General features: G+C 70.3%; 18 protein-coding genes. 12 read left to right on the forward strand and 6 right to left on the reverse strand.

Annotation, left to right across the window (positions count from 1 at the left end; genetic code table 11):
- Positions 1 to 23: 23 nt before the first annotated feature.
- The gene (locus ABT114_RS00450) at positions 24 to 596 is read right to left on the reverse strand and encodes a MarR family winged helix-turn-helix transcriptional regulator (protein ID WP_351136950.1); all 573 of its coding nucleotides are present in this window, start codon (positions 594 to 596) and stop codon (positions 24 to 26) included.
- Positions 597 to 1,032: 436 nt separating this feature from the next.
- Between ABT114_RS00450 and ABT114_RS00455 the strand changes: the two genes are divergently transcribed.
- The 4 genes from ABT114_RS00455 (at position 1,033) to ABT114_RS00470 (ending at position 6,420) form a co-directional block, all read left to right on the forward strand.
- Complete coding sequence (locus ABT114_RS00455; protein WP_351136952.1) at positions 1,033 to 2,511, forward strand: MFS transporter; 1,479 nt, start codon at positions 1,033 to 1,035, stop codon at positions 2,509 to 2,511.
- On the forward strand, positions 2,508 to 3,101 hold the full coding sequence (locus ABT114_RS00460; RefSeq protein ID WP_351136954.1) for a TetR/AcrR family transcriptional regulator: 594 nt from the start codon (positions 2,508 to 2,510) through the stop codon (positions 3,099 to 3,101). Before ABT114_RS00455 ends, ABT114_RS00460 begins: the two co-directional genes overlap by 4 nt.
- Before the next feature lie 188 nt (positions 3,102 to 3,289).
- Positions 3,290 to 4,687, forward strand: coding sequence for a DEAD/DEAH box helicase (locus ABT114_RS00465; RefSeq protein WP_351136956.1), 1,398 nt, complete (start codon positions 3,290 to 3,292; stop codon positions 4,685 to 4,687).
- A gap of 284 nt (positions 4,688 to 4,971) precedes the next feature.
- On the forward strand, positions 4,972 to 6,420 hold the full coding sequence (locus tag ABT114_RS00470) for a glycoside hydrolase family 30 protein (RefSeq protein ID WP_351136958.1): 1,449 nt from the start codon (positions 4,972 to 4,974) through the stop codon (positions 6,418 to 6,420).
- A gap of 142 nt (positions 6,421 to 6,562) precedes the next feature.
- On the opposite strand, the gene ABT114_RS00475 is transcribed toward ABT114_RS00470, so the two are convergent.
- From ABT114_RS00475 to ABT114_RS00485, 3 genes are all read right to left on the reverse strand, one after another.
- The gene (locus ABT114_RS00475; RefSeq protein ID WP_502986411.1) at positions 6,563 to 7,768 is read right to left on the reverse strand and encodes a cytochrome P450; all 1,206 of its coding nucleotides are present in this window, start codon (positions 7,766 to 7,768) and stop codon (positions 6,563 to 6,565) included.
- A 196-nt stretch (positions 7,769 to 7,964) separates the two neighbouring features.
- Complete coding sequence (locus ABT114_RS00480; protein ID WP_351136960.1) at positions 7,965 to 9,218, reverse strand: beta-ketoacyl-[acyl-carrier-protein] synthase family protein; 1,254 nt, start codon at positions 9,216 to 9,218, stop codon at positions 7,965 to 7,967.
- Positions 9,208 to 9,477, reverse strand: coding sequence for an acyl carrier protein (locus tag ABT114_RS00485; RefSeq protein ID WP_351136962.1), 270 nt, complete (start codon positions 9,475 to 9,477; stop codon positions 9,208 to 9,210). Before ABT114_RS00485 ends, ABT114_RS00480 begins: the two co-directional genes overlap by 11 nt.
- Positions 9,478 to 9,780: 303 nt before the next feature.
- Between ABT114_RS00485 and ABT114_RS00490 the strand changes: the two genes are divergently transcribed.
- Both ABT114_RS00490 and ABT114_RS00495 read left to right on the forward strand, forming a co-directional pair.
- A complete protein-coding gene (locus tag ABT114_RS00490; protein WP_351136964.1) occupies positions 9,781 to 10,788 on the forward strand; it encodes a terpene synthase family protein in 1,008 nt (335 codons plus the stop codon).
- Between the two features lie 3 nt (positions 10,789 to 10,791).
- Positions 10,792 to 12,171, forward strand: a complete 1,380-nt coding sequence (locus ABT114_RS00495; RefSeq protein ID WP_351136966.1) for a cytochrome P450 — start codon at positions 10,792 to 10,794, stop codon at positions 12,169 to 12,171.
- Positions 12,172 to 12,198: 27 nt separating this feature from the next.
- On the opposite strand, the gene ABT114_RS00500 is transcribed toward ABT114_RS00495, so the two are convergent.
- Positions 12,199 to 13,461: a phthiocerol/phthiodiolone dimycocerosyl transferase family protein gene (locus ABT114_RS00500; RefSeq protein ID WP_351136968.1), complete on the reverse strand. Its 1,263-nt coding sequence runs from the start codon at positions 13,459 to 13,461 to the stop codon at positions 12,199 to 12,201.
- Positions 13,462 to 13,768: 307 nt separating this feature from the next.
- Between ABT114_RS00500 and ABT114_RS00505 the strand changes: the two genes are divergently transcribed.
- The 3 genes from ABT114_RS00505 (at position 13,769) to ABT114_RS50520 (ending at position 16,825) form a co-directional block, all read left to right on the forward strand.
- A complete protein-coding gene (locus tag ABT114_RS00505) occupies positions 13,769 to 15,142 on the forward strand; it encodes a cytochrome P450 (protein ID WP_351136970.1) in 1,374 nt (457 codons plus the stop codon).
- Between the two features lie 67 nt (positions 15,143 to 15,209).
- Positions 15,210 to 15,851, forward strand: coding sequence for an ATP-binding cassette domain-containing protein (locus tag ABT114_RS00510; protein WP_351136972.1), 642 nt, complete (start codon positions 15,210 to 15,212; stop codon positions 15,849 to 15,851).
- A complete protein-coding gene (locus ABT114_RS50520) occupies positions 15,848 to 16,825 on the forward strand; it encodes a hypothetical protein (RefSeq protein ID WP_502986422.1) in 978 nt (325 codons plus the stop codon). The genes ABT114_RS00510 and ABT114_RS50520 overlap by 4 nt, the downstream gene beginning before the upstream one ends.
- A 164-nt stretch (positions 16,826 to 16,989) precedes the next feature.
- Here the strand turns inward: ABT114_RS50520 and ABT114_RS00520 are convergent, their stop codons facing one another.
- Positions 16,990 to 18,030, reverse strand: coding sequence for an NAD(P)-dependent alcohol dehydrogenase (locus ABT114_RS00520; protein WP_502987244.1), 1,041 nt, complete (start codon positions 18,028 to 18,030; stop codon positions 16,990 to 16,992).
- Between the two features lie 94 nt (positions 18,031 to 18,124).
- Here ABT114_RS00520 and ABT114_RS00525 point away from each other — a divergent pair, with 94 nt between their 5' ends.
- The 3 genes from ABT114_RS00525 to ABT114_RS00535 all read left to right on the forward strand — a co-directional run bounded on the left by ABT114_RS00525 (position 18,125) and on the right by ABT114_RS00535 (position 22,578).
- Positions 18,125 to 18,925 (forward strand): SDR family NAD(P)-dependent oxidoreductase, encoded by an 801-nt coding sequence (locus ABT114_RS00525; protein ID WP_351136976.1) that lies wholly within the window; start codon positions 18,125 to 18,127, stop codon positions 18,923 to 18,925.
- Positions 18,926 to 19,177: 252 nt separating this feature from the next.
- Positions 19,178 to 20,047: a branched-chain amino acid ABC transporter permease gene (locus ABT114_RS00530; protein WP_351136978.1), complete on the forward strand. Its 870-nt coding sequence runs from the start codon at positions 19,178 to 19,180 to the stop codon at positions 20,045 to 20,047.
- 11 nt (positions 20,048 to 20,058) lie between these two features.
- Positions 20,059 to 22,578 carry an ATP-binding cassette domain-containing protein gene (locus tag ABT114_RS00535; RefSeq protein WP_351136980.1) on the forward strand — a complete coding sequence of 840 codons (2,520 nt, stop codon included), beginning with the start codon at positions 20,059 to 20,061 and terminating at the stop codon, positions 22,576 to 22,578.
- The last annotated feature ends 53 nt before the right edge of the window (positions 22,579 to 22,631 follow it).

A 22,631-nucleotide genomic window follows, 5' to 3' on the forward strand; every position in this document is an offset into this window, starting at 1 on the left:
TGCGGCCCCACTACGAGAACGGGTCAGGCCTTGGGGCGGCGCCCGCTGCGCCTCGGCGCCGGCTCCGCGCCGTCCAGCAGGGCCTGACGACGCTCCTCACCGTGCTCTTCGACCTGGAGTACCACGGCTCGCAGCCCTTCGGCGAGGGTGCGGCACTCCGCGCTGCTCAACTGCGCGGTCACGAAGGCCTCTTCTTCGTTGAATGCGGGAAACACCCGCTGCATGAAGTCCTCGCCCTTGTCGGTGAGGCTGAGAAGGACCAGCCTGCCGTCGGTGGGATGACCGGTGCGCCGCAGCAGTCCGCGTGACTCCAGCGTGCGGGACACACCGGTCAATGTTCCCTTGGAGATGCCCGCCTCCTCGGCGACGTGCCGGGTCTCCGACTCGCCCCACACCCACACCACCCACAGGACGACGAAGGCGGTCCAGGTCAGGTCGGAGCCGCGCAGCACCGAGTTCTCCAGGTGCTGCCTGACGGCCGACGCCGCCCGGTAGATGTTGGCCACCGCCGCCATCTGCTCCCGGCGAATGGGAATGCCGCCGAGCTTCGCCTCGGCAAGCCTCTCCGCCTCGGTGATGGATGGTTGGCCGGTCACGGGCGCTCCCTGGGTCTCCTCGCCGAGTCCGGACGGCCCGAGTCGGCCGCCTGGTCATTTGGAATCAAATTATACGGCGGGAGCTCTGACGCGGGGCGCGTGTTTTTTTCTGGGAGTTGTTGGGGCTTCGAGCATGATCCAAGTGGTGTAGGTATGCGCGATTCCGGGGCGTCCGGCGGGTTGTGTGGATCGCCGGGTCGGGTCGGCTCGGCCGCCGAATCAGAAGACGTACTCAGAAGACGTACTCAGAAGACGTACACGCCCGCGCGAGTACGCGGCCTGCGTCCGAGCGATCTGTGGCGGCCGACGCCGTAGCCCGGGCGGAAAGCAGGGGCGCCCGGCATGCGTCTGGAGCAGCTCGTCGCATGTCATCATTGAATGACATCGCTTGATGACGTGAACGGGAACTCTCTTGCCGCCTTCCATACCGACGCACGTGCCCAACGACTCCGCCGCATCGGCGCCCACGCTCCGCCACCCACGGGCCCTCGTGCCCGTTCTCGTATCGCTCGGCATGCTCGTCGCCGTCGTCAGTAGCCTTGGCGCACCGCTCATCCCGACCATCGCCGCCGAGGACCATGTCTCCCTCTCCACCGCGCAGTGGGCGCTGACGGTGACGATGCTGGTCGGGGCCATCGCCACACCTGTCATGGGGCGCCTCGGCGACGGTCCGCACCGCAAGCGAGTGATCCTCGCCGGACTTACGGTCGTCCTGGCGGGCAGTCTTCTGGCGGCCCTTCCGCTCGGGTTCGTCTGCCTCCTGGTGGGGCGGGCGCTGCAGGGCGTCGGCATGGGGCTCGTGCCGCTCGCCATCGCCACCGCGCGCGACGCGCTGCCCTCGCAGAAGGCACGGTCGGCGGTAGCCACCCTCTCCCTGACCACCGCGGCCGGCATCGGTCTGGGGTATCCGATCACCGGCCTGTTCGCCCAGTACCTCGGCATGTACGCGGGATTCTGGTTCGCGGCCGCCACGGCCGCCGCCGCGCTCACCGCCACCGTGATCGTCGTGCCCGCACCGCCGAGCCGCCCCACCACCGCGATGGATGTCCCCGGCGCGCTGCTGCTGGCCGGCGGCATGGCGGCCCTCCTGGTGGCACTGGCCGAGGGGGAGCGGTGGGGCTGGGGTTCGGCGCGGCTGCTGGCGGTCGCCGCCGCGGCGGTGGTCCTGCTCGCCGGATGGGTGCTGCACTCGCTGCGCGCCACGCACCCGCTGGTGCGGATTCGGCTCGTCAAGGACCGTGGCGTCCTCGTCGCCAACCTGACCACGATGGTCGGCGGAGTCGGCACGTACCTGCTGATCTCCCTGGTCACCCGCTACGTTCAGACGCCCGAGTCCGCGGGTTACGGCTTTGGCGCGTCCATCGTCGTCACCGGCCTGTTGCTCGTACCGTTCTCCGCGGCCAGCCTGGTCACCGGCCGGCTGGTGCGGATGATGGGCCGAGCGGCGACGCCCGCCCGCATGCTGCCGCTGGGCTGCGTACTCTCGCTCGGCGCTCTGGTCTGCTTCCTGCTGGCCCGCTCCAGCCTGTGGGGCATCGGCGCGATGATGGCGCTCGCCGGACTCGGCGTGGGAGTGACCTTCGCCGTCACGCCCGGCCTGATCGTCGGCGGCGTACCCGCGGAGGAGACGGGCAGCGCGATGAGTTTCAATCAGGTCGTGAAGTACATCGGATACTCGACCGGCAGTGCGCTGAGCGCGGTGATCCTGCAGGCCTCTACCGCCCCCGGCGCGGCGCTGCCGACCAACGGCGGATACCGCGACGCGGGCCTCGCCGGCTGTGCCGCCTTCGTCATCACCGGCATTCTCGCCGTGGCGCTCACCCGGGCGGGCGCGCGATCGTCCGTCGTCGCCGCGGGGCAGGGCACGCCCGCCGCGGCGAGCGACCAGGTGCGCCCCGAGCCGAGCCGCCGGTGACCGGGGCAGGCCCGGGCCCGCGCCGGAGCTCCGCCCGCAGCCGCGAGGCGCTGCTGCGGGCGGCGACCGAACTGTTCTCCGAGCGTGGCTACGACCGCACCACCATCCGCGAGATCGGCGAGCGGGCCGGTGTCGACCCCGCGCTGATCGCCCGCTACTTCGGAAGCAAGCCGCTGCTGTACGTGGCGGTGCTGCGCGCCGAACACGGTGACAGCGCACCGGACGACCTGCTGACCGAACCCCGCCTGCGCGAGGTCGCCGAGCGCGCGGAGCGGCGAGGGCCGGTTCCGCTGCTGAGGGTCGCCGTCCAGCCGCTGAGCGATGAAGCAGCGCAGGACGCCACCCGCGCGGCCCTGCAGGCCCGCCTGGTGGAGCCGCTGCGCACTCGCTTCGCACGCGAGGGCCGGGACCGGCCCGGACTGCGGGCCGACATCCTGGTGGCGGCAGTCGCCGGAGTGCTGCTCGCCCGTCATTCCGGGGCGTTCGAGGACCTGGCCGAGGCGGAGGTGGACGAAGTCGTCGACGTCCTGCTGGAGACGCTGGACGCTGAGGCAACTGACCCCGCACAGCACGGACATCCCCAACAATGACGGACGTCACTGCAGTCTGAACGGCATCTCCCAAGGGGGCCGAACGCGGCGGGGACGCAGGCCTGTGTTAGTCTCACTCGTTTGCACGGCCGGGACGGCCGGGTTCCGCTGGTTCGGCTCCCGTTGTTCGTCGGCCGTCCGTTCCTGCCGGGCCTTCCTCGGTACGTTCCGCCTGCGGAAGGCTCTTGATGAACCACCCGGACCACGCCCACGGCCTGCATGGCGACCCCACCCCGGTGCTGCCCCCGGTCGCCTCCTTCGCCGACCTGGAGCTGCCGGCCGAGGTGCTGCGCACGCTCGCCGAGCGCGGTGTGCGCGAGCCCTTCCCGATCCAGGCCGCCACGCTGCCCAGTGCTCTGGCGGGTCGGGATGTCCTGGGCCGCGGGCGCACCGGATCGGGCAAGACGCTCGCCTTCGGTCTGCCACTGCTCGCACGGACGGCAGGGCGGCGCGCGGAGCCGAAGCAGCCGCTGGCTCTGATCCTGGTGCCTACCCGGGAGCTGGCCCAACAGGTCACCGAGGCGCTCGGGCCGTACGCCGACGCTCTTCGGCTGCGGATGGCCACGGTCGTCGGAGGCGTGTCGATCGGCCGGCAGGCCGCTGCGCTGCGCGAAGGGGCCGAGGTCGTCGTCGCCACTCCCGGTCGCCTGCACGACCTCATCGACCGCAAGGCCTGCCGCCTGGGCCGGGTACGCGTCACCGTGCTCGACGAGGCCGACCAGATGTGCGACATGGGCTTCCTGCCCCAGGTCACCGAGGCGCTCGACCAGGTGCACTCGGACGGCCAGCGGATGCTGTTCTCCGCCACCCTGGACCGTGACGTCGACGACCTGGTCAGCCGCTACCTCCACGACCCCGTCGTCCACTCGGTCGACCCTTCCGCGGGCGCGGTCACGACGATGGACCACCATGTGCTGGTCGTCCACGGCCCCGACCGGTACGCCGTCACCACGGAGATCGCCGCCCGCGACGGCCGCGTACTGCTGTTCCTGGACACCAAGCACGCCGTCGACCAGCTCACCCGGCATCTGCGGGCCAGCGGAGTACACGCCGAGGCCCTGCACAGCGGCAAGTCCCAGCCGCAGCGGACACGGACTCTCGCGCAGTTCAAGAACGGCCAGGTCACCGTCCTGGTGGCGACCAATGTGGCGGCCCGTGGCCTGCACGTCGACGACCTCGATCTCGTGGTGAACGTCGACCCGCCCACCGACCCCAAGGACTATCTGCACCGTGCGGGCCGCACCGCACGGGCCGGTGAGTCCGGCAGCGTCGTCACGCTGGTGCTGTCGGGCCAGCGCCGCGAGACGAGCCGGGTGCTGGCCGAGGCCGGCGTCGAGGCGAACACCACGAAGGTGCGCTCGGGCGAGGCGGAGCTGAGTCGGATCACCGGGGCCAAGGCCCCCTCCGGCAACCCGCTCGACGGCGGCCCCGCCACCCCCCGCCCCAAGAACACCAACGCCCCCTTCCGCGGCCTCGGCACCAGTAAGGACGCCTCCCGCGGCACCGGCGGCAAGTCCCGTAAGTCCGGTGAGGCCCGCAAACTCGCCGAGGCCCGCAGAGCGGCTCAGGTGCGCCGCGGCGGCTGAGCTCGTCCGGCGGTCTCGTATCACCCGCGTCGTACGACACCTCGCTGGTCAGGGTCGCGTCGCGTAGTGCCTCGCCACGGGCACGCAATGCCCCACCCGGGACTTCGAAGTCCTCGGTCAGGCCGCCCTGTTCAGCAATCCCTGAATTTGTTAAGTGCCTTGACACATTAGTCGGCGATGACGACCGTACTTGAGGCACGACCACCTCGAGGGTCGTTCCCCTGCCCCAACGCCCCTTTGGGGGTGGTGTCTTCACCCACGCCTGGAATCACGGGAGTACACGGATGCCGTCAAAGCTCGGACAACGCCGTCTTGGCCTGCTCGCCTCTGTCATGGCCCTGACCTCTGCCGCGCTCGCCCTGCCGGGCGCATCGGCCAGTGCCGACACCGCTGGGGGGAGTATCGACTTCTCCGCGCGCCACCAGCGCATCGACGGGTTCGGCGTCTCGGAGGCGTTCCAGCGCGCCGCCGTCATCCACGGCCTCAATGGTCTGTCCGCCGAGAAGGGCGACGAGATCGTCAAGCTGCTCTTCTCGACCAAGGACGGCGCGGGCCTGAGCATGCTGCGGCTCGGCATCGGCTCGTCCACGGACGAGGTGTACGACCACATGAAGACCATCGCCCCCACCGCCCCCGCGAGCCCCGACGATCCGCTGACGTACGAATGGGACGGCAACGACGGCGGCCAGGTCTGGCTCGCCCAACAGGCCCAGAAATACGGGGTGAAGCGCTTCATCGCGGACGCGTGGAGCGCCCCCGGCTACATGAAGACCACCGGCTCCGACGCGAACGGCGGCTCGCTGTGCGGCGTCGTCGGCACCGACTGCGCCAGCGGCGACTGGCGCACCGCGTACGGCAAGTACCTGGCCCAGTACGTGAAGTTCTACCAGCAGGAAGGCATCCGCATCACCGACCTGAACTTCACCAACGAGCCCGACTGGAAGGCGACTTACGCCTCCATGCTCTCCACCCCCGAGCAGGCTGTAGACGCGGTGAAGGTGATCGGCCCGGTGCTGCGCGCCGAGGCTCCCGGTACCAAGCTGTACTGCTGCGACAGCTTCGGCTGGGACCAGGGCAAGGCCTACGCGCAGGCCATCGCCGCCGACCCGGCCGCCGAGAAGGAGGTCAGCGCGTACAGCGCCCACGGCTACGCGTCCGCGCCCACCAGCCCGCTGATCGACAGCCCGAAGCCGGTGTGGATGTCGGAGTGGGCGGGCAGCGGGGTGTGGCCGAGCCAGTGGGACGACGGCACGAACTCCGCCGGGCTCGCCTGGGCCGAGAACATCCACACCACGCTCGCCGACGCCGACGCCTCCGCCTTCCTGTTCTGGCTCGGCGCGTCCATCGGCAACACCGGCGCCCTCATCCGCATGGACGGCGACAGCTACGCGGCCTCCACGCGGCTGCGGGCGATGGCCGCGTACAGCAGGTTCATCCGGCCCGGCGCGGTACGGGTGGACGCCGCCTCCGGCGACGACGCGGTGCTCGCCTCGGCCTACCGCAACAAGGACGGAAGCGACGTCGCCGTCCTGATCAACACCAGTACGGAGCCCACCACCGCGGATCTGGCCCTGAAGGCCGCCAAGGGGCACCAGGCCACCGCCTACCTGACCAACGGCGACCACGACGTGGCCGCGGTGGACGGCCTCGCGCACGTCTCGGACGGGCACCTGACGGCGAAGGTGCCCGCCCGCTCGGTCGTCACCGTCGTATTGGCGCAGGGTTCGCGGTAACCAACCGCTCCAGGCCGCTCGTTCAGGTCGTGCACCGACATGTGTGCCCCGCCGGTCACGAGAACTCAAGCGTGTCTCGGCGGGGCACACGTGTGGCATCGCCGGCGTGGCGGTCACCAGCACGGGAGTTCGGGCTCGACGCTCACTCCCGGCCGGTGAGCGTGACAGTGAGGTCGCGGAGCTCGTAGCTGCCGATCTCGTCGTTGAAACCGACCCTGGGCGGGGTCGCCATCCGAAGTCCGGGCAGGGCGAACAACCGGCTGAGGAAGACATCCGTCTCCAGGATCGCGACATGGGCGCCGGGGCACTTGTGCGGCCCGTCGCCGAAGGACAGCCCCGGGGGGCCTGCGCCCTCGGTCATGGCACGGCCGGGACAGATCTGCTCCGGCCGTGCGCCCACCGCACGTGCGTCGAGATTGGTGCTGTCGAGCAGTATGTCGACCAGTTCCCCGGCCGGCACCGTCACGGTCTCGTCGTCGCCGCCTGGCAGAGTGAGCGGAGCGGTGGTACGACGCCGGAGGCGGCCGACGACCGGTTCGAGCCGGAGGATTTCGTGCAGGATCGCGATCCTGTCGGCCTCGTCCGCCGTCTGATAGCGCGTGAGCAGCGCCTGATCGGTGAACAGGTGCCAGGCCGCGGCGTTGACGAACTCCCGCGTGGTGATCATCCCCGCCGCGGCGAAGGTGAGGCACTCGCCGAGTATCTCGCCGGCCGAGCACCCCTCGTCGAGCAGGTGTGAGATGAGGTCGTCACGACGCTGTCGGCGGCGGACCCGCACGGCCGGGCGTACGTCGCCCAGATAGACCCGCACCCAGTTCGCGTTCTGCCGCACCAACCAGTAGATCCCATGGAAGCTGGTCAGCCCTGGCTTTCCGAACTTCTCGGGAAAGAAGCGCTCCAGCCGCTCTCGGATGCCGGGCCGGCTCTCCGTCAGGCCAATCACGGCCGAGGCCACCTCGATCGCGAGATGGAAGCTCAGATCGGAGAGCTGGGCATGGCCCGCCTCCCGGACCTTCCCGATCTGGGCCTCCGCGACCCGGACCATGACCTCGCGGTACCGCTCGTCGACGCGGCGAGGAGTGAAGAACCGGGCGGTCTGCCGCCGGTGTTCACGGTGCTCCGGGCCGTCCCGGTAGAGGACCGGCCGCCGGATTTTCGACGGGAGTTTCTCGACGGTCTCGATACCGAGACCGGCCTGCACGGTCTCGGTGCTGCGCAGCACGGCGCGGGCTTCCTCGTATCCGCGCACCTGCCAGACCCCGTCGGGCCCTCGCCGCAGCGGACAGCCGCTCTCGGTCGGACCCCGCTCGATCCTGCGTCCTCCGTACACCGTTTCCTCGCCGCCCACCAGCGGCACCTCCTCTTCGGAGCGACTGTGTTGCCGAGTGCGCCGGGGTCACGGCTTGTGGCCGATGCCCCCGGCCGTCAGCCGCTGTGTGACGGTCAGCGGCTGTGCCACGGACTGCTCGGGGCGCCACAGAGACAAGGGCACCCCCCGGTGCGACGATCTCCAGGCCCGGAGATTACCTCTCACTGTTGGGCTCTCATGTGGTTTCCCCCGCACCCGGTTCTCGGCAGTCGGTTGTGAACAACAGGACGGCGTTCTGGCCGCCGAAGCCGAACGAGCAACTGAGGCCCGCTTTCCCGGCTGTTGGGCGCGGTCGGCCGGCGACGATGTCCAGCTTGTGATCGCCGTCCTGGCTCTCGAAGTTCGCCACGGGCGGCACTGTCCGACGGCGCAGGGCGAGGACCGTGTACGCCGCCTGGATCGCACCCGCCGCCCCGAGAGCATGGCCGATCACGCCCTTGGCGGCCGTCACGGGCGGCATGTCCTTTCCGAAGACCCGGGTGAGAGCCGCAGCCTCGGCCGCGTCGTTGAGCGGCGTGGAGGTGCCGTGCGCGTTGACGAGGCCCACGTCTCCCGGATCGCACGCCGCGTCCTCCAGTGCGACGCGGATGGCCCGGACCGCTCCGTGCCCGTGCGGGTGCGGGGCCACCGGATGGTGTGCGTCCGCGCCGGCGCCGTAGCCGCGCAGCACGGCCTGGACCGGTGCCCCGCGGGCGCGGGCGTGGGAGAGGCGTTCCAGTACGAGGACGGCGGCGCCCTCCCCGAGCACGAAGCCGTCCCGTGCCGCGTCGAACGGCCGACTGGCCAGCTGCGGGTGTTCGCGCCGCCGGGACAGCGCTCGCATCCGGGTGAAGCAGGTGGCCGTCATACGGGAGCGCGCGGACTCGCTTCCACCGGCCAGCACGATGTCACACGTTCCGGACCGCAGCAGGTCCCGCGCGACACCGATCGCGGTCGCGCCCGAGGCACAGGCGCTGGACGTGGTGAAGTTCGGCCCTTGGGCGCCCAGGTCGATCGCGACCTCTCCCGCGGCCATGCTCGGCACACTGCGCGGCAGCGCGAGTGGCGAGACCCGCTCGGGCCGGTCCTCGCCGAGACGGCAGAACTCGGTGACGTACGTACCAAGGCTGTTGGCCCCGACGCCCAGCACGATCCCGACCCGCTCCGCCGGCCATGTGCCGGTGTCCAGCGCGGCGTCGGCGACGGCCCGTCGGGCGGCGGCCAAGGCGAACTGGATGAACGGGTCCACGCGCCGGGCGAGCGACCGGCCGAGTTCGGCCGCAGCGTCGAATCCGGTCACCTGGCAGGAGAAGTCGACGGGCAGCCCGGCGAGTTCGGGGTCCGGGGCGGCCAGTGAGCGGCCCTGGCACAGGGCCGCCCAGTTCGCGTCCGCCGTATGCCCCGCCGGAGTCACCAGGCCCAGCCCGGTGACCGCGATCTCAGGCCGCATGCTCGAACGCCCGCGCCGCCTCACCGAGCGTGGAGGCCGGGAACAGGTCCAACTCGCCCTCGGCCAGGACGATCCCGAACTCCTGCTCCGCCGCCACGACCAGTTCCATCAACGACAGCGAGTCCATCCCGAGGCTCTCGAACGTCGTCGTGGCGGTCAACTGCTCCGGCGCCACCTCGACATCGAGATGACCGGTCAGCAGGGCGACGAGCCGCTCGGGCAATGCCCGCTCCCTATCCGGTTCCGCTGTCTGTGTCATGCCGTGATCTCCCATTCCGTCGAATCACGTGATCTTCGCAGTAGCAATGACTGTGACATCGCGCGCCCGGGTTGTCCGGTCCGGTTGCGAAGTCACGCCCCACGCAACGCCGGACGTCCTGCCAGGTCACGAACTACCTGTTCAATAAAGGATCTTAGGCGTATTCGGACACAAGATCACCGTGGGGCGCACGGCGCCTTCCGCACACGCTCGCCCGTTGGAGTGGACCCTCCGATGAGGCATTGCTGTACGCAATCTTGCTAACGCACCATCCTGGGGAGTCGAGCGAAGGAGCAGGCGAGCGTGACGCGAACCGAAGCGGTGTTCACCATCCCGTGGCCCCTGCGGGTCAACCCGCATCTGGATCAGGCACGCGAAAGCGCGCTCGCCTGGATGCGGAGATTCGGCCTGCTGGACGGCGAGCAGGCCGCGGAGGACTTCGTCGACTGGCGACTGGCCGAAGTGGCCGCCTTCTTCTACCCCAACGCCAGTGCCGAGGACTGCTGTACGGCGGCACAGATGATGGGCTGGTACTTCCTGCCGTTCGACGACCAGTTGGACGGTGAGATCGGCCGGAATCCCAGCACGGTGGCGGCTGTCTGCAACGCCCTGATCGGCATCGTGCACGGCGCGACCGGCCCACAGCCGCACGATACGCCGACGGTGCGGGCCTTCGCCGATCTGTGGAGCCGGATGGTGCGGGGGATGTCCCTGCCGCTGCGCACGCGCTTGGCGTCCAACTGGACGTCGTACTTCTCCTCCCAGGTGACGGAGGCGATCGACCGCACGACGGGATTCGCCTACCGCGACCTGGCGGACTACTTCTCGCTGCGGGCGGCCACGACGTGCGCCTTCGGTCAGAACGACCTGGGCGAGAAGTGGGGCGGCACCGAGGTGCCGCCGGAGCTGTGGCACCACCCGGTGCTGCAGCGCATGCGGCAACTGGGCGCCGATGTGGTCGCGTTGAGAAACGACTCCATGTCGCTCAGGCACGAGGACGTCACCGGCGGGCACAACGCGATCCACCTCATTCAGCGCAGCCGCGGCTGCACGCGGCAGGAAGCGCTGGTCGAGGCGTCCTGCCACGCTCAGGAAAAGGTCGACGAACTCGTGGAGTTGGAGGAGAGGGCCTTGTCACGACTGCTACGGGCCGTCGACGAGAGTCAGCGCGTGGCGCTGCGGGGTTACTCGGACATCATTCATGACTGGATCTGCGGCGACTACGAATGGGAGCGGATCACCACACGGCATGACGAGCACCGCGTCATGCCTGACTGGGCGTCCGGTCTGCTCGTGAGCGCGGGGAGCTGAGCGATGGCGACCACAAGCCTCCCGGCGTCCCTCGTTCCCGTCCCGCGCGCACCCGGTGCTCTGCCCGGCGTGGGCCATCTGCGGCAGTTGCTCGTCGATCCCACCCGGTTTCTGGCCCGGCTGCCGTCCTACGGCGACTTGGTGGAGATCCGGCTCGGTCCCCGCCCCACCTATGTGGTCTGCAGTCCCGAGCTGGTCTCCGAGCTCCTGGTGAGCCGCCACCGCGACTTCGACAAGGGCGGTCCCTTCTTCGACAACATCTCCGAGTTCTTCGGAGACGGCCTGGCGACCTGCCCCAATGCCAAGCACACCCGGCTGCGCCGCCTGACCCAGCCGGCCTTCCACCCCAGCAAACTGCCCGGGTACGCGGAGCTGGCCGGGCGCGAGATCACGGCTGTCACTCAGCAATGGCGCGAGGGACAGGTCCTGGACGTGCGCCGGCTGATGCAGGAACTCGCGATGCGGATCACCGTCTCGACGATGCTGGCGTCATGGTTCGCCGACACAGGTACGGACGCCGACACGATCCGCCGCACGCTGGGTGACGTGGACGTCCTGGTCAGCGGCGCGTTCCTGCGCATGGTCGCGCCCGGCATCGCCCGCCTCCCGCTGCCGACCAACCGGCGCTACGTACAGGCCCGGGAGTCCTTGTACGCGCATATCGACGCGACTGTCGCCGCCTACCGCCGGGCCGGTACCGACCAGGGCGACCTGCTGTCCATGTTCCTCGCCGAGGACGGCGACGGAAACGCGCTGTCGGACACGGAAGTACGCGAGCAGGTGATGACCATGTTCATCGCCGGTATCAGTACGACCGCCGCCATGCTTGCCTGGACCTTGTACTACCTCTCGTTGGACGACGACCTCGACGCGGCCGTCGCGGCCGAGGCACAGAAGGTCTGCGGTGGGGGCCTCGCCCGGCACGAGCACCTTCCGCAGCTACCGACCCTGATGGCCGTGGTGACCGAGGCCTTCCGGATCAGGCCCTCCGCGTGGCTGTTCAGCAGGACCACCGTCACGGACACGTCCTTGGGTAACTACCGCGTGCCCGACGGTGCCGACATCCTGATCAGTCCGTACATCATTCACCACCGGCCCGATCTCTTCCCCGAGCCCGACCGGTTCGACCCGGGGCGCTGGAGCGGCGACGGACGCAGCTGGGCCAAGGCCGAGCGGGCGATGGCGATGGTGCCCTTCGGGACCGGGATCCGTAAGTGCATCGGACACGACTTCACCGTCATGAACGTCATGCTGTCCCTGGCGTCCATCCTGGCCGACTGGAAGCTCACCCCCGCCACGTCCCGCCCGGTCACCCTCATCGGGCGCAGCATCATCGAACCCCGCAACCTCGACCTGCGCCTGCACCGCCGCCAGGTGTCCTAGCGGGGACTGCGCCGCTGTCCGCCGCGCCTACTCGGGCAGCGCGCGGTGGACAGCCCGCTCGATGGCGTCGGCCAGGTCGTCGGTCTGCCGCACGGTGAACCAGTCCGCCGCCATGACCAAAGTGATGTCGAGGCCCACCGTGTCGTCCTGGCCGCCGGTGAGAAAGACCGAGGGCAGGGGACCAGGGGGAAGGGCGCACCCGTCGATGGGGTCGGACCTCAGGTCCGGGGGAAGCAGCAGCGGCGGGGTTTTCGTCATCAGGTTGCTGACCAGGACGCTGATCGGAGCGTGCGCCACTTCGTCCATCAGCTCGGCGGTCGCGGCGATGGCCTTCTGCACCGTGTTGTTCAGGACCGCTTCGCGCAGTTGCTCCAGTACGCGGCGTCCGAGGTCGACCGGATGGAAGTCAGGCCCCACCTCGACCACGGCCTGCGAGGCGGTGGCAGCCAGCACCATCTCGTGCGGGGACATGGGCGGCCTGAGCCGCCGCCGGAGATCCAGAGTGGACAAGCACGTCATGGGGACGGTTTCGTCCGGGTGAGGCGACTGCGAGTGAACCGCGCGCAGTGCGATGCCGCAGACCAGCGCGTGCAGACTCATGCGTGCCGCCTTGGCCTGGCGCGTCAGTTGATCGACCAACTCGGCGGACAGCCGCACCTGCCGCCTGTGGACGCCGGCTTGCGCGGCCGTGCCGTGGCCGGCCGCGAGGGCGGGGACGCACGCGGGGACGATGTCCCGCATCTTCGCCGAGCGGTCCCTGAGGAAGTCGTTCAGCTCCTCGGCGGAGAAGCGGGCGCGGAAGTGTTCCTCGACGGGGCGGGGCAACCCGGCGGTACGGGGCGGTAGCACAGGCGTACGGCCGGTGACACGTGCGCTGTAGCTGCGCCACAGGGTGTGCAGCAGCGTCAGCGCACTGACGCCGTCGCTGATGGCGTGGTGAACCGACAGGGCCAACCGGTAGCGGTCCTCCGCCTCCTCGGTCACGACGGCCCTGAGCAGCGGCGTGTCCGGCGCGTAGGGCGCCCCGACCTGTTCGATGCCGTCGGCCACACCGAGACGCGGGCCGGGCACCGACGGGTCCAGCCGCAGGACATGGCCCTGATCCACGGCCACGATCCGCGCGGACAGCACGGGGTGCAGGACGAGCAGGTCCCCGACGGCGGCCGCCAGAGCGTCGAGGTCGAGCCGGCCCTGCAGCCGCTGGCTGAAATAGATCGGCGTACCGAACGAGGCGAAGGCCACCTCGCTGGCCGCGAGCGGACGTTCCTCCACCACGGTGGCGTCGGGCAAGATGATCTCCCTGTAGAGGCCGCGGGCCGGCGCCTCGGTCACCGCCGAGGCCGACATGGTCGGTGCCCGCGCCATGATGGTCGGGCACTGTCGGCGGTCACCACAACGCCGGCCGCCCCGGTTCACTCCGTCGAGGTCTTCGCACGTCAACGGTGCCGGGCACGCTTCAGTCGAACGACTCAAAGGGCCCACCCGAACGGTGAGGCATCCCATCAAACAGAGCCGGTCGGGGCACCGCATTGGTTAGACACGTGCCCGGACAGCGGCCGCTGCCGCCTCGAGCCTGTGCGCAAGGAGCCCATTCCCCATGAGCAGGACACGATCCGACTTCCAATTCGCGCACGCTCCGGGCGCGTTGCCGGGACTGGGGCACGCACTGCGCATCTGGAGAACGCCGCTGTCCTTCCTCTGCTCCCTGCCGTCCCAGGGGGATCTCGTCCGCCTCCGACTCGGACGGCAGCCCCTCTATGTGGTCTGCCATCCGGAGCTGGCCGACCAGGTACTGCGGGACTCCCACACGTACCCCAAAGGGGGCCCGGGCTACGCACAGATGCGCACGCTCCTCGGCGACGGCATCGTCACGTGCCCGAACGCCAAGCACAAGCGGACACGGCGGCTGCTCCAGCCACCGTTCCAGCGCACACGCGTCGCCGATTACATCCCCACCATGGTCGAGACGGCCGACGCGGTGACCGGGGCCTGGCGATCCGGCGTTCCGTGCGACGTGATGCGCGAGATGACGGCCGTGGCCGCGATGATCGGCGTACGCACGATGTTCGCCGCGGAGATCACGGAGCACTATCGCGACGAGACCCATGCCTGCATTGAGGAGATCATCGGCGGGATCCACCACGAGGTGCTCACCTCCGCGCTCGGAGTGCGGTGGCTGTTCCCCCACCGCACGCGCCGCTTCCATCGGGCGCTGACCAGGTACGAGCAGGTCATCGACGAAGTGATCCTCGCCTACCGCCGCTCCGGCGGGGAGCACGCGGACATCCTCTCCATGCTCATGGCGGCACGTGACGACGCCGGGGAGCCGATGAGCGACCGCGAGGTGCGCGACAACGTCATCAACATGTTCACCGCGGCGACAGCAGCGGGCCGTGCCAGCGCCATGGTGTGGGCCCTGCACCTGCTCGACCGCCACCCGGCCATCGCCCGTCGTGTCCAGCACGAGATCGACTCCGTCCTGGGGGGCGATCCACCGGACGATGCGGCGCTCCGACGCCTGGAACTCACCCGGCACGTCGTCCTGGAGACACTGCGGCTGTATCCGCACGGCTGGCTCATCCTCCGCAGCGTCGCCACACCCGTCGAACTGGCCGGGCAGATCCTGCCACCCGGTACCAGCCTGCTCGTCAGCCCGTACCAGCTGCACCGCCAACCGCGTCTCTTCCCCGACCCCGAGCGGTTCGACCCCGACCGGTGGGCAACCGAAGCCCCCGGCCCCCGCGAGGCGTACATCCCGTTCGGCAACGGCTCCCGCAAGTGCCTCGGAGAAGCTTTCGCGCTCACCGAGATCGTCGTCGTCCTCGCCCGGGTTCTCCAGGGCTGGACCCTGCACGGGCAAGCCGCCTCCTCGCGCCCCGTGGTTCCCCGCGTCAACGCGCTGCTGGAGGCTCCGCCCCTGGTGATGACGCCGCAGCCGCGCACCTCCCGCATGACGGCGGCAAGCGGGTGAACAGGCCCGCACAGACCCACTCGCCCGGCGGCGAGGGCACACGGACGTACAGCGAAGAGGGGAACTCATGACCGCCTCTCCCCCCACGGCCACCGGCATCGCCCTCAGCGCGCGGAACGTTCACAAGGCATTCGGCAAACACGTCGTCCTGGCCGGCGTCGACCTCACCATCCCGTCCGGCGACATCGTCGGCATCGTCGGAGAGAACGGCGCCGGCAAAACCACCCTCCTGCGCATCCTGTGCGGGGACCTGCGCCCGGACAAGGGCACCGTCACGATCGACGGCACCCTCAGCCACTGCCCCCAACACCCCGTTCTCAACAACGCCCTTACGCCGTTCCAGCACCTGTGTCTGTTCCAGGAGGCCTTCCGCCTGCACAACCTGGACCATGCCCACGAACTGATCGACCGGCTCGCCTTCGCCGACCACCTGCACGTTCCCGTCAAAGTCCTCAGCGGCGGCACACGGCAAAAGCTCAACCTCGTCCTCGCCCTCATGCACGATCCCGACGTGGTGCTGCTCGACGAGCCCTACCAAGGCTTCGACTGGCAGACCTACCTGGCCTTCTGGGACCTCGCCGCCGCCCGCCGCGCGGCGGGGCGCACCACCGTCGTCATCTCCCACCTCGCCTACGACATCGACCGTCTGGACACCGTCATCCAACTCACCCGCAAAGTGGCCGTCGTGACCGAGGGAGCCAGTCGGTGAGGGCCTATCGCATCGCGGCCCGCTACAACCTGGCCGAACTCGCGAAGAACACACTCGCCGCTGTCCTGCTGGCCGTCCTCATCCCCTTGTGGATCCTCGCCGCGCCACAGATCTTCGCACCCGCCTCGCTGACCTTCCGGCTACGCGCGACCGGCCGGACACTCACCGCCTCAACGGACCACGTGGGCATGATCCACGGTTGCCTCGGCGTGGTCATGCTCCTGATGGCCTTCCTCACCTTCAGCGCCGCCCGCCAAGCCGGCCCCTTCGACCGCCGGCTCACCGCGGCCGGCTACCCGCGCACTCCGCTCCTGCTGGCCAAGGCCACCTCGCTGCTCGCGGCCGCCGCACTCGTCGCCCTGTACACCACCGTATGGACGCTGGCCGTATGGTCGCCCCGCCACCTGGAGTTCCTGTGGCTCGGGCTTTTCACCGCGTGCCTGGTCTACGGAGCGCTAGGCCTCGTCCTCGCCCTCTTCCTGCCCGGTGAACTCGAGGGCATGGTCGTCATCTTCGTCAGCAGCAACCTCGACCTGCTGCCACAAAGCCCCCTGGTCAACCCCGATCCGCACGGGTTCCTGGGCCCCTTGCTCCCGATGTACGGCTCCATGCAGACCTGCCTCGCGGCCGGCCTCGCCCCCACGACCCCGCTCCGACCCGTCACCGCAAGCCTCACGTGGACCGGCGCCCTCACCCTCATCGCTCTCCTCGCCTTCTGGATCCGCACCCGCAGGCGGCAGCCCCGTGACACTTCACGCTGGGCTCCATACGGCGGCCGACCCACGAAAAGCCGCGAGGACGCCGCCGGGATGCATCTCGACCCCGATACTTTGACCGCCTTGGAGAAGGCTGCTGAGGAGGAGAAGGCCCGGCAGAGAGGGGCGGCCCGGCAGAACAAGTCGGGCAGGAAGTCTCGGACGGCCCGGGACGGGAAGAGCGGCGAGGCATCCGGCGCCGGCGCAAGCTCCGCCTGAAGGCCGCCCCGCTCGGACGCTCAAGAGGCGGACAGACCAGCAAGGTCCACCTTGCCGCCGACCGAACGATTTTCCGGCAAGGGGACGGCCGGCTTCGGCCGCTCACCGACCGCACTGCGGGCGGCAACGCACCCGGGCTCGTGCACGGTCGAGGCCGACACCCCTCAGGCAGGTACCAGCACAGGCCGCCCCCGCACCTGGCCCCGCCGTAGTCGACCGAAGGCCTCCGATGCCGCGGACAGCGGGAACTGCTCCGTCTCGACGTGGAGCGCCCCTGTGCGTGCCAGGGCGATGACCTCGGCGAGCTCGGGCCGGGTGCCCCAGAACGGCAGCGAGAGTCGCAAGCCCGGGGGGAGGAAGCCAGGCTTGCGTACCGTCAGCTGACCGCCGCCGCTGCCGACCACCGCGAGTTCGCCACCGGAGCGCAGGACGCCGGTGGCGAGTTCGAGGGTCGCCGTGGTGCCGACGAAGTCGAGTACCGCGTCCACTCCCACGCCGCCGGTCCGTGCGCTCAGCACACGGGCGGTGTCCGACCGCATCAGGGTGCCGACATGCGCGCCGGACTGTTGTGCGAGTGCCAGGGCCTCCTCGCGGACGTCCACCGCGAAAACGCGGCTCGGGGTGGTGGCGCGCAGGATCTGGACCGCCAGATGTCCGAGCCCTCCGACGCCGATGACCACGGCGGTGCTGCCCTCGCCCAGTGCGTGCCGCATTCCGGCGACGGTGTGGTACGAGGTCAGACCCGCGTCGCAGAGCGGTGCCGCCTGGGCGGCCGACAGGTCGCCGATCGGCACCAGCTGGCGGGCGGACGGAACCAGCACGTACTCGGCCATCCCGCCGTCCCGGCCGAGTCCGACCCCGTGCCATTCGAGGTCGCCGCGTCGGTCGCAGTAGTTGTCCCGGCCGGCGGCGCAGCGGGAGCAACCCCCGCACCCCCAGGGGCCGTAGAGCGCGACGCGCTCACCCACCGCCGGTCCGTCCGCGTCGGGGCCGAGGGCCGCGACGTGCCCGGCGACCTCGTGGCCGAGGGTGAACGGCGGCCGGTAGGGGAGTTCACCCGCGGCCGCGTCCACGACATGCAGATCGGAGTGGCAGAGTCCGGCGGCTTCCACCCGGACCAGCACTTCCGCCTCGCGGGGGATGGGCCGCTCGACTTCGCAGAGCGCCGGTTCGCCTCCCCAGGCTGTAACCCGCATCGCTTTCATCTTCACCGTCCTACCTCTTGCCGGTTCGCTGGTGGTGACGGTAACAGAGACGAAGTCAGTTCAGTAAAGCGTTGCACGGAGAAGGAGTCTCGAGATGAGCGGCGATGCACGACAGGGCCGGTTCGAGGGCAAGGTCGCGATGGTGACAGGGGCCGGCTCGGGTATGGGTGCGGCGGTCGCCAGGCAACTGGCCGCGGAGGGGGCGCGAGCGGTAGTGCTGGCCGACGTGAACGGCGAGGCTGTGACGGCTGTCGCCAAGGAGCTGCCCGACGGGCGGCCCGTCTCGCTCGACGTGGCGGACGCGGAAGCGGTCGACGCGGCCGTCGAGGACGTAGTGCGGGAACACGGGCGGCTCGATGTTCTGGTGCACGCTGCCGGAGTCGACGACCCGGAGGTCAAGCAGGTGATCGCGGACGCGCTGGTGGAGGGCCGCCCGCCGGAGGTCACCGACCGGCTCGACGACGCGTCCTGGCGGCGTGTCATGCGGGTCAACCTGGACGGAACGTTCCACGTGCTGCGCGCGGCGGTGCGGGCCATGCGGCCGGTCAAGGCGGGTGCGATCGTCGTCATCGGCTCCTCGTCGGTCTTCGACGCACCCGTGGGCTATCCCCACTACGCCGCCTCCAAGGCAGGTGTGCACGCGCTGAGTCAGGCCGTGGCCAAGGAGGTCATCGCGTCCGGGATCCGAGTGAACGTGGTAGCACCCGGCCCGACCGAGACAGGCATGGCGGCGCGTACGCCCGCCGCGCTGCGCACCGGTTTCGCCGACCCGAGGGTGCGCCCCTACGCGACGTCCGAGGAGATCGCCGACATCGCCCTGTTCCTGGCGAGCGACGCGGCGGCGAACCTGGTCGGCGCGGTGTTGCTCGCCAACGGAGGCCGATTCACGGCCTGATCGGCCTTCGGCCCGGCCCGGCCCGGTTCGAGCGCCGCGGCCGCGGTGGGGCGGATGGGGACCGGGCCCCGGGCGGGGCCCTGGCGGGCCCTGCCTCGCCGCGGCCAAGGCGCCCGAATCAACTCGTGCACGGGTATTGCCCGCCCGGGTCCCGATGCTTACGGTTCACGAATTGAGTTCAGTTTGCCATGCGCTCGTACGGAGCGCTGAGGCGCCGGGCGCTCGAGCGACCGGCGCGAGGAGACGGTCGACGTGGATCAGTTTCTGCTCGTCCTGGTGAGCGGTCTCGCCAGCGGCGCGGTGTACGGCCTGATGGGCCTCGGACTAGTGATCATTTATCGGGCCACGGACGTGGTGAACTTCGCGCTCGCCGGCTTGGCGACCGTCGGGCTGTACGCGGCGTTGACGCTGTACGACAGAGGACTGCCGCTGCTACTCGCCGCCGTGGCCGCCATCGTGGTGACCGCGGTGGTCGGCCTGGCCGCCCGTGAAACGGTGATCAGGCCACTCGCGCAGGGAGAGTTGCTCTCGGCGCTCGTCATGACCATGGGCCTCTCGCTCATCACGGAGAGCGTCATCAGCACGATCTGGGACGATCAGCCGCGGCTCTTCCCGAGCCTGGTGGAGGGATCCGTCTCGCTGGGAGGTTCGGCGATACCGACGCAGAGCCTGCTGACCATCGCCGTGGCGGCCGTCGCGATGGCGTTGGTGGCCTATCTCTTCGGACGTACGACCATCGGTTCCGCGATGCGCGCCGTCGCCGAGTCCGCCGACACCGCGCGGATCCTCGGCCTCGGTTCGCAGCGCATCGCCCGGATCGCCTGGGCGCTCGGGCTCGGACTCGCCGCGCTCGCCGCCTTTCTCTACGCGCCACGGGCCGGACTGGTGCCGACGGTGCTCAGCGCGCCGCTGTTCCGTGCCTTCGCCGGGATCTTCCTCGGAGGTCTGACCAGCATGTACGGCGCCGTCATCGGTGGACTGACGGTCGGTGTGCTGGACAACCTGGCGGCGAGCTATGTCTCGGCCGGCTACCGGGACACCTTCGTGTTCTCGTTCACCATCCTCGTGCTGCTGATCCGCCCGCAGGGGCTGTTCGGTGTGCGCACGTTCCAGCGGGTCTGAGGGAGCGGTCCATGTCTGTCGTCAGTCGTTCCACCCTCGCCAAGGCGGCCCTCGGGCCACTGGCCGCTGCCGCACTCATCGCCGTGCTGGCCGCCGGGGCCATCCCGCCGTACCAGGCGTACTCCGTAGGGCTCGCCGCGGTCTACACCGTGCTCGTCCTCTCGGTCGGTCTGCTCGCGGGCTGGGCCGGCATCTGGTCGATCGCCCATCCCGCGTTCTTCGCCATGGGCGCCTACTTCGCGGCGTACGGCAGTACGCACGGCTGGTCGCTGGAGGTCGTGGTGCTCGGCGCGATGGCGTGCAGCGCGGCCTTCGGGATGTTTCTGGGGGCCGCGGGCGCGCGGTTCTCGATGCTTTACGTGGCCCTGCTGACGCTCGCGTTCACCATGGTGTCGCTGGAGGTGATGGGGCAGTGGATCAGCGTGACCGGCGGTGACCAGGGCATCGCGATGGCGAAGCTGGACAGCGCCCTGGGGCTCGGCACGCTCGCCAGTGCCGGCACGCAGGCACAGTACGTCGCTGTGGGCGCGGCCGGGATCGCGCTCGCGGTGGCCGCGCTGGCTCGGCCCAGCTCCCTGCGGATGCGGTTGGTCGCGGCCAAGTCCCACCCGATGGCGGCCCGTTCGATCGGCATCGCGCCGGAGGCCCAGTCGGCGCTGGCCTTCGCGGTGAGCGCCGCGTTCGCCGCGCTGGCGGGTGTACTGCTGGCTCTGGTCGTCGGGTTCGTCAGCCCGGAACCGTTCTCGCTGGCACTGGCGATCTCGCTGATCGCCGCGTGCGTGCTCGGCGGCCCGGGCACGCTGCTGGGCCCCGTCGTCGGTGGCGCATACCTGACCTGGGTGCCCACGGCCGCCGAGAACGCAGGGGTACCGCAGCCGATCCTCCAAGGAGTCGTGCTCATCGCCGCGCTGCTGTTCCTGCCGGGCGGAGCAGTCGTCTTCCTCGGGCGGATGGCCCGCCGGTTGCTGCGGCGGCCCGCGTCACAATCCCCGGCTCCCGTGGAGCTGCCCGAGGAGTCACCACGGCCCGTACCCGCACCGGAGGCAACCGCTGCCGAGCTGCTGCGACTTGACGAGGTGGCGGTCACCTTCGGCGGCCTCAAGGCACTCGAAGGCGCCTCGATGTCCGTACGGGCAGGCGAGACCCTCGCGATCATCGGCCCCAACGGTGCGGGCAAAACGACCTTGCTGAACGTCCTGTCCGGGCTCGTCGGAGGCGGGCGGGTCGAGGGCGGCGCGCAGTACCGCGGCATGCCCCTGCTGAAGAGCCGCGCCACCGCCCGCCGCCGGCTCGGCATCGGGCGCACCTTCCAGCACGCCGAGACGTTCCCCGAGCTGACCGTCCTGGAGAACGTGCTGTGCACCCGTCGCCGTGTCACCGCGCACAACCGTGCCAGAGCTGCCGCGCTTCTGGAGCAAGTCGGCCTGGCGCACGTCGCGGACCGCTACCCGGGCGAGTTGCCGTTCGGCCTGCACAAGCGCCTCGATCTGGCCAGGGCGCTCGCCGAGGAGCCCGAACTGCTCATCCTGGACGAGCCGTTCGGCGGACTGGACGCCAGTGAACGCACCCTGCTGGCGCGGCAGATCGTACGCCAGCAGCAGCGCGGCACCGCCGTCGTGATCATCGACCATGTCCTCGACGACCTGTTCGCCGTCGCCCACCGCGTGGTGGCCTTCGACTTCGGCCGGCCGATCGGCGAGGGCAGCCCCGGCAAGATCCTGGAGGATCCCCGGGTGCGCTCCTCCTACCTGGGTGAGGGCGGCGCCAGGGACGAACTCCCGAGCCGGGACGGCACCGAGCGTGCCGCCGTGCACCTCGACGGTGTGCACCACGCCTACGGCGGAGTCACCGCTCTGCGCGGGGTCGACCTGACGATCGCCCAGGGCAGCGTCGTCGGCGTCGTCGGCGCCAACGGCGCGGGCAAGAGCACGCTGGGCCAGATCCTGCACGGTACGCTCCCGCCCACCCGCGGCCGGCGTGCGGTCGGCGGGGACCTGCGCAGCGCACTGGTGCCCGAGGGCCGCGCACTGTTCAAGACGCTCTCCCTGCGGGAGAACCTGGAGGTCGCCGCGTACGCCGCGGGCATCAAGGGAGCGGATCTGCGGGCGCGACTGGCGGAGACCGCCGAGTGGCTGCCCCCTCGGTTGCGCGAGCGGATGGGCGTACCCGCCGCCGGGCTCTCCGGAGGCGAGCAGCAGATCCTGGCGATCGCCCGGGCCCTGATGGCGCGGCCCGACCTCTTGATCGTCGACGAACCGGCGCTCGGTCTGTCCCCGGCGATGGTCGACGAGGTGTACGCGCGCCTCGGCCGACTGGCCCGCGAGGGCATGACGGTCGTGGTGCTGGAGCAGTCGCTCGGCCGCGCCGCGTCCGCCTGCCACGAGGTGGTCGTGCTGCACGAGGGCGGTATCGCCGTCCGCGGTGAGCCTGCCGACCCGCTGTTCCTCGCCCGAGCCGAACAGGCCTACTTCGACGGGCAGGACGACTTGGACGGGCAGGACGACGCTCCCGTGGCCGTCGCACAGAGCTGAGGTCCACCTCCTGGCTGACTCGTGTCGTGGATCAGCAGCCAACGGCGCCGTCG

Origin of the sequence: Streptomyces sp. NPDC002088 (genome assembly GCF_040296605.1) — a bacterium.
GTDB lineage: Bacteria > Actinomycetota > Actinomycetes > Streptomycetales > Streptomycetaceae > Streptomyces.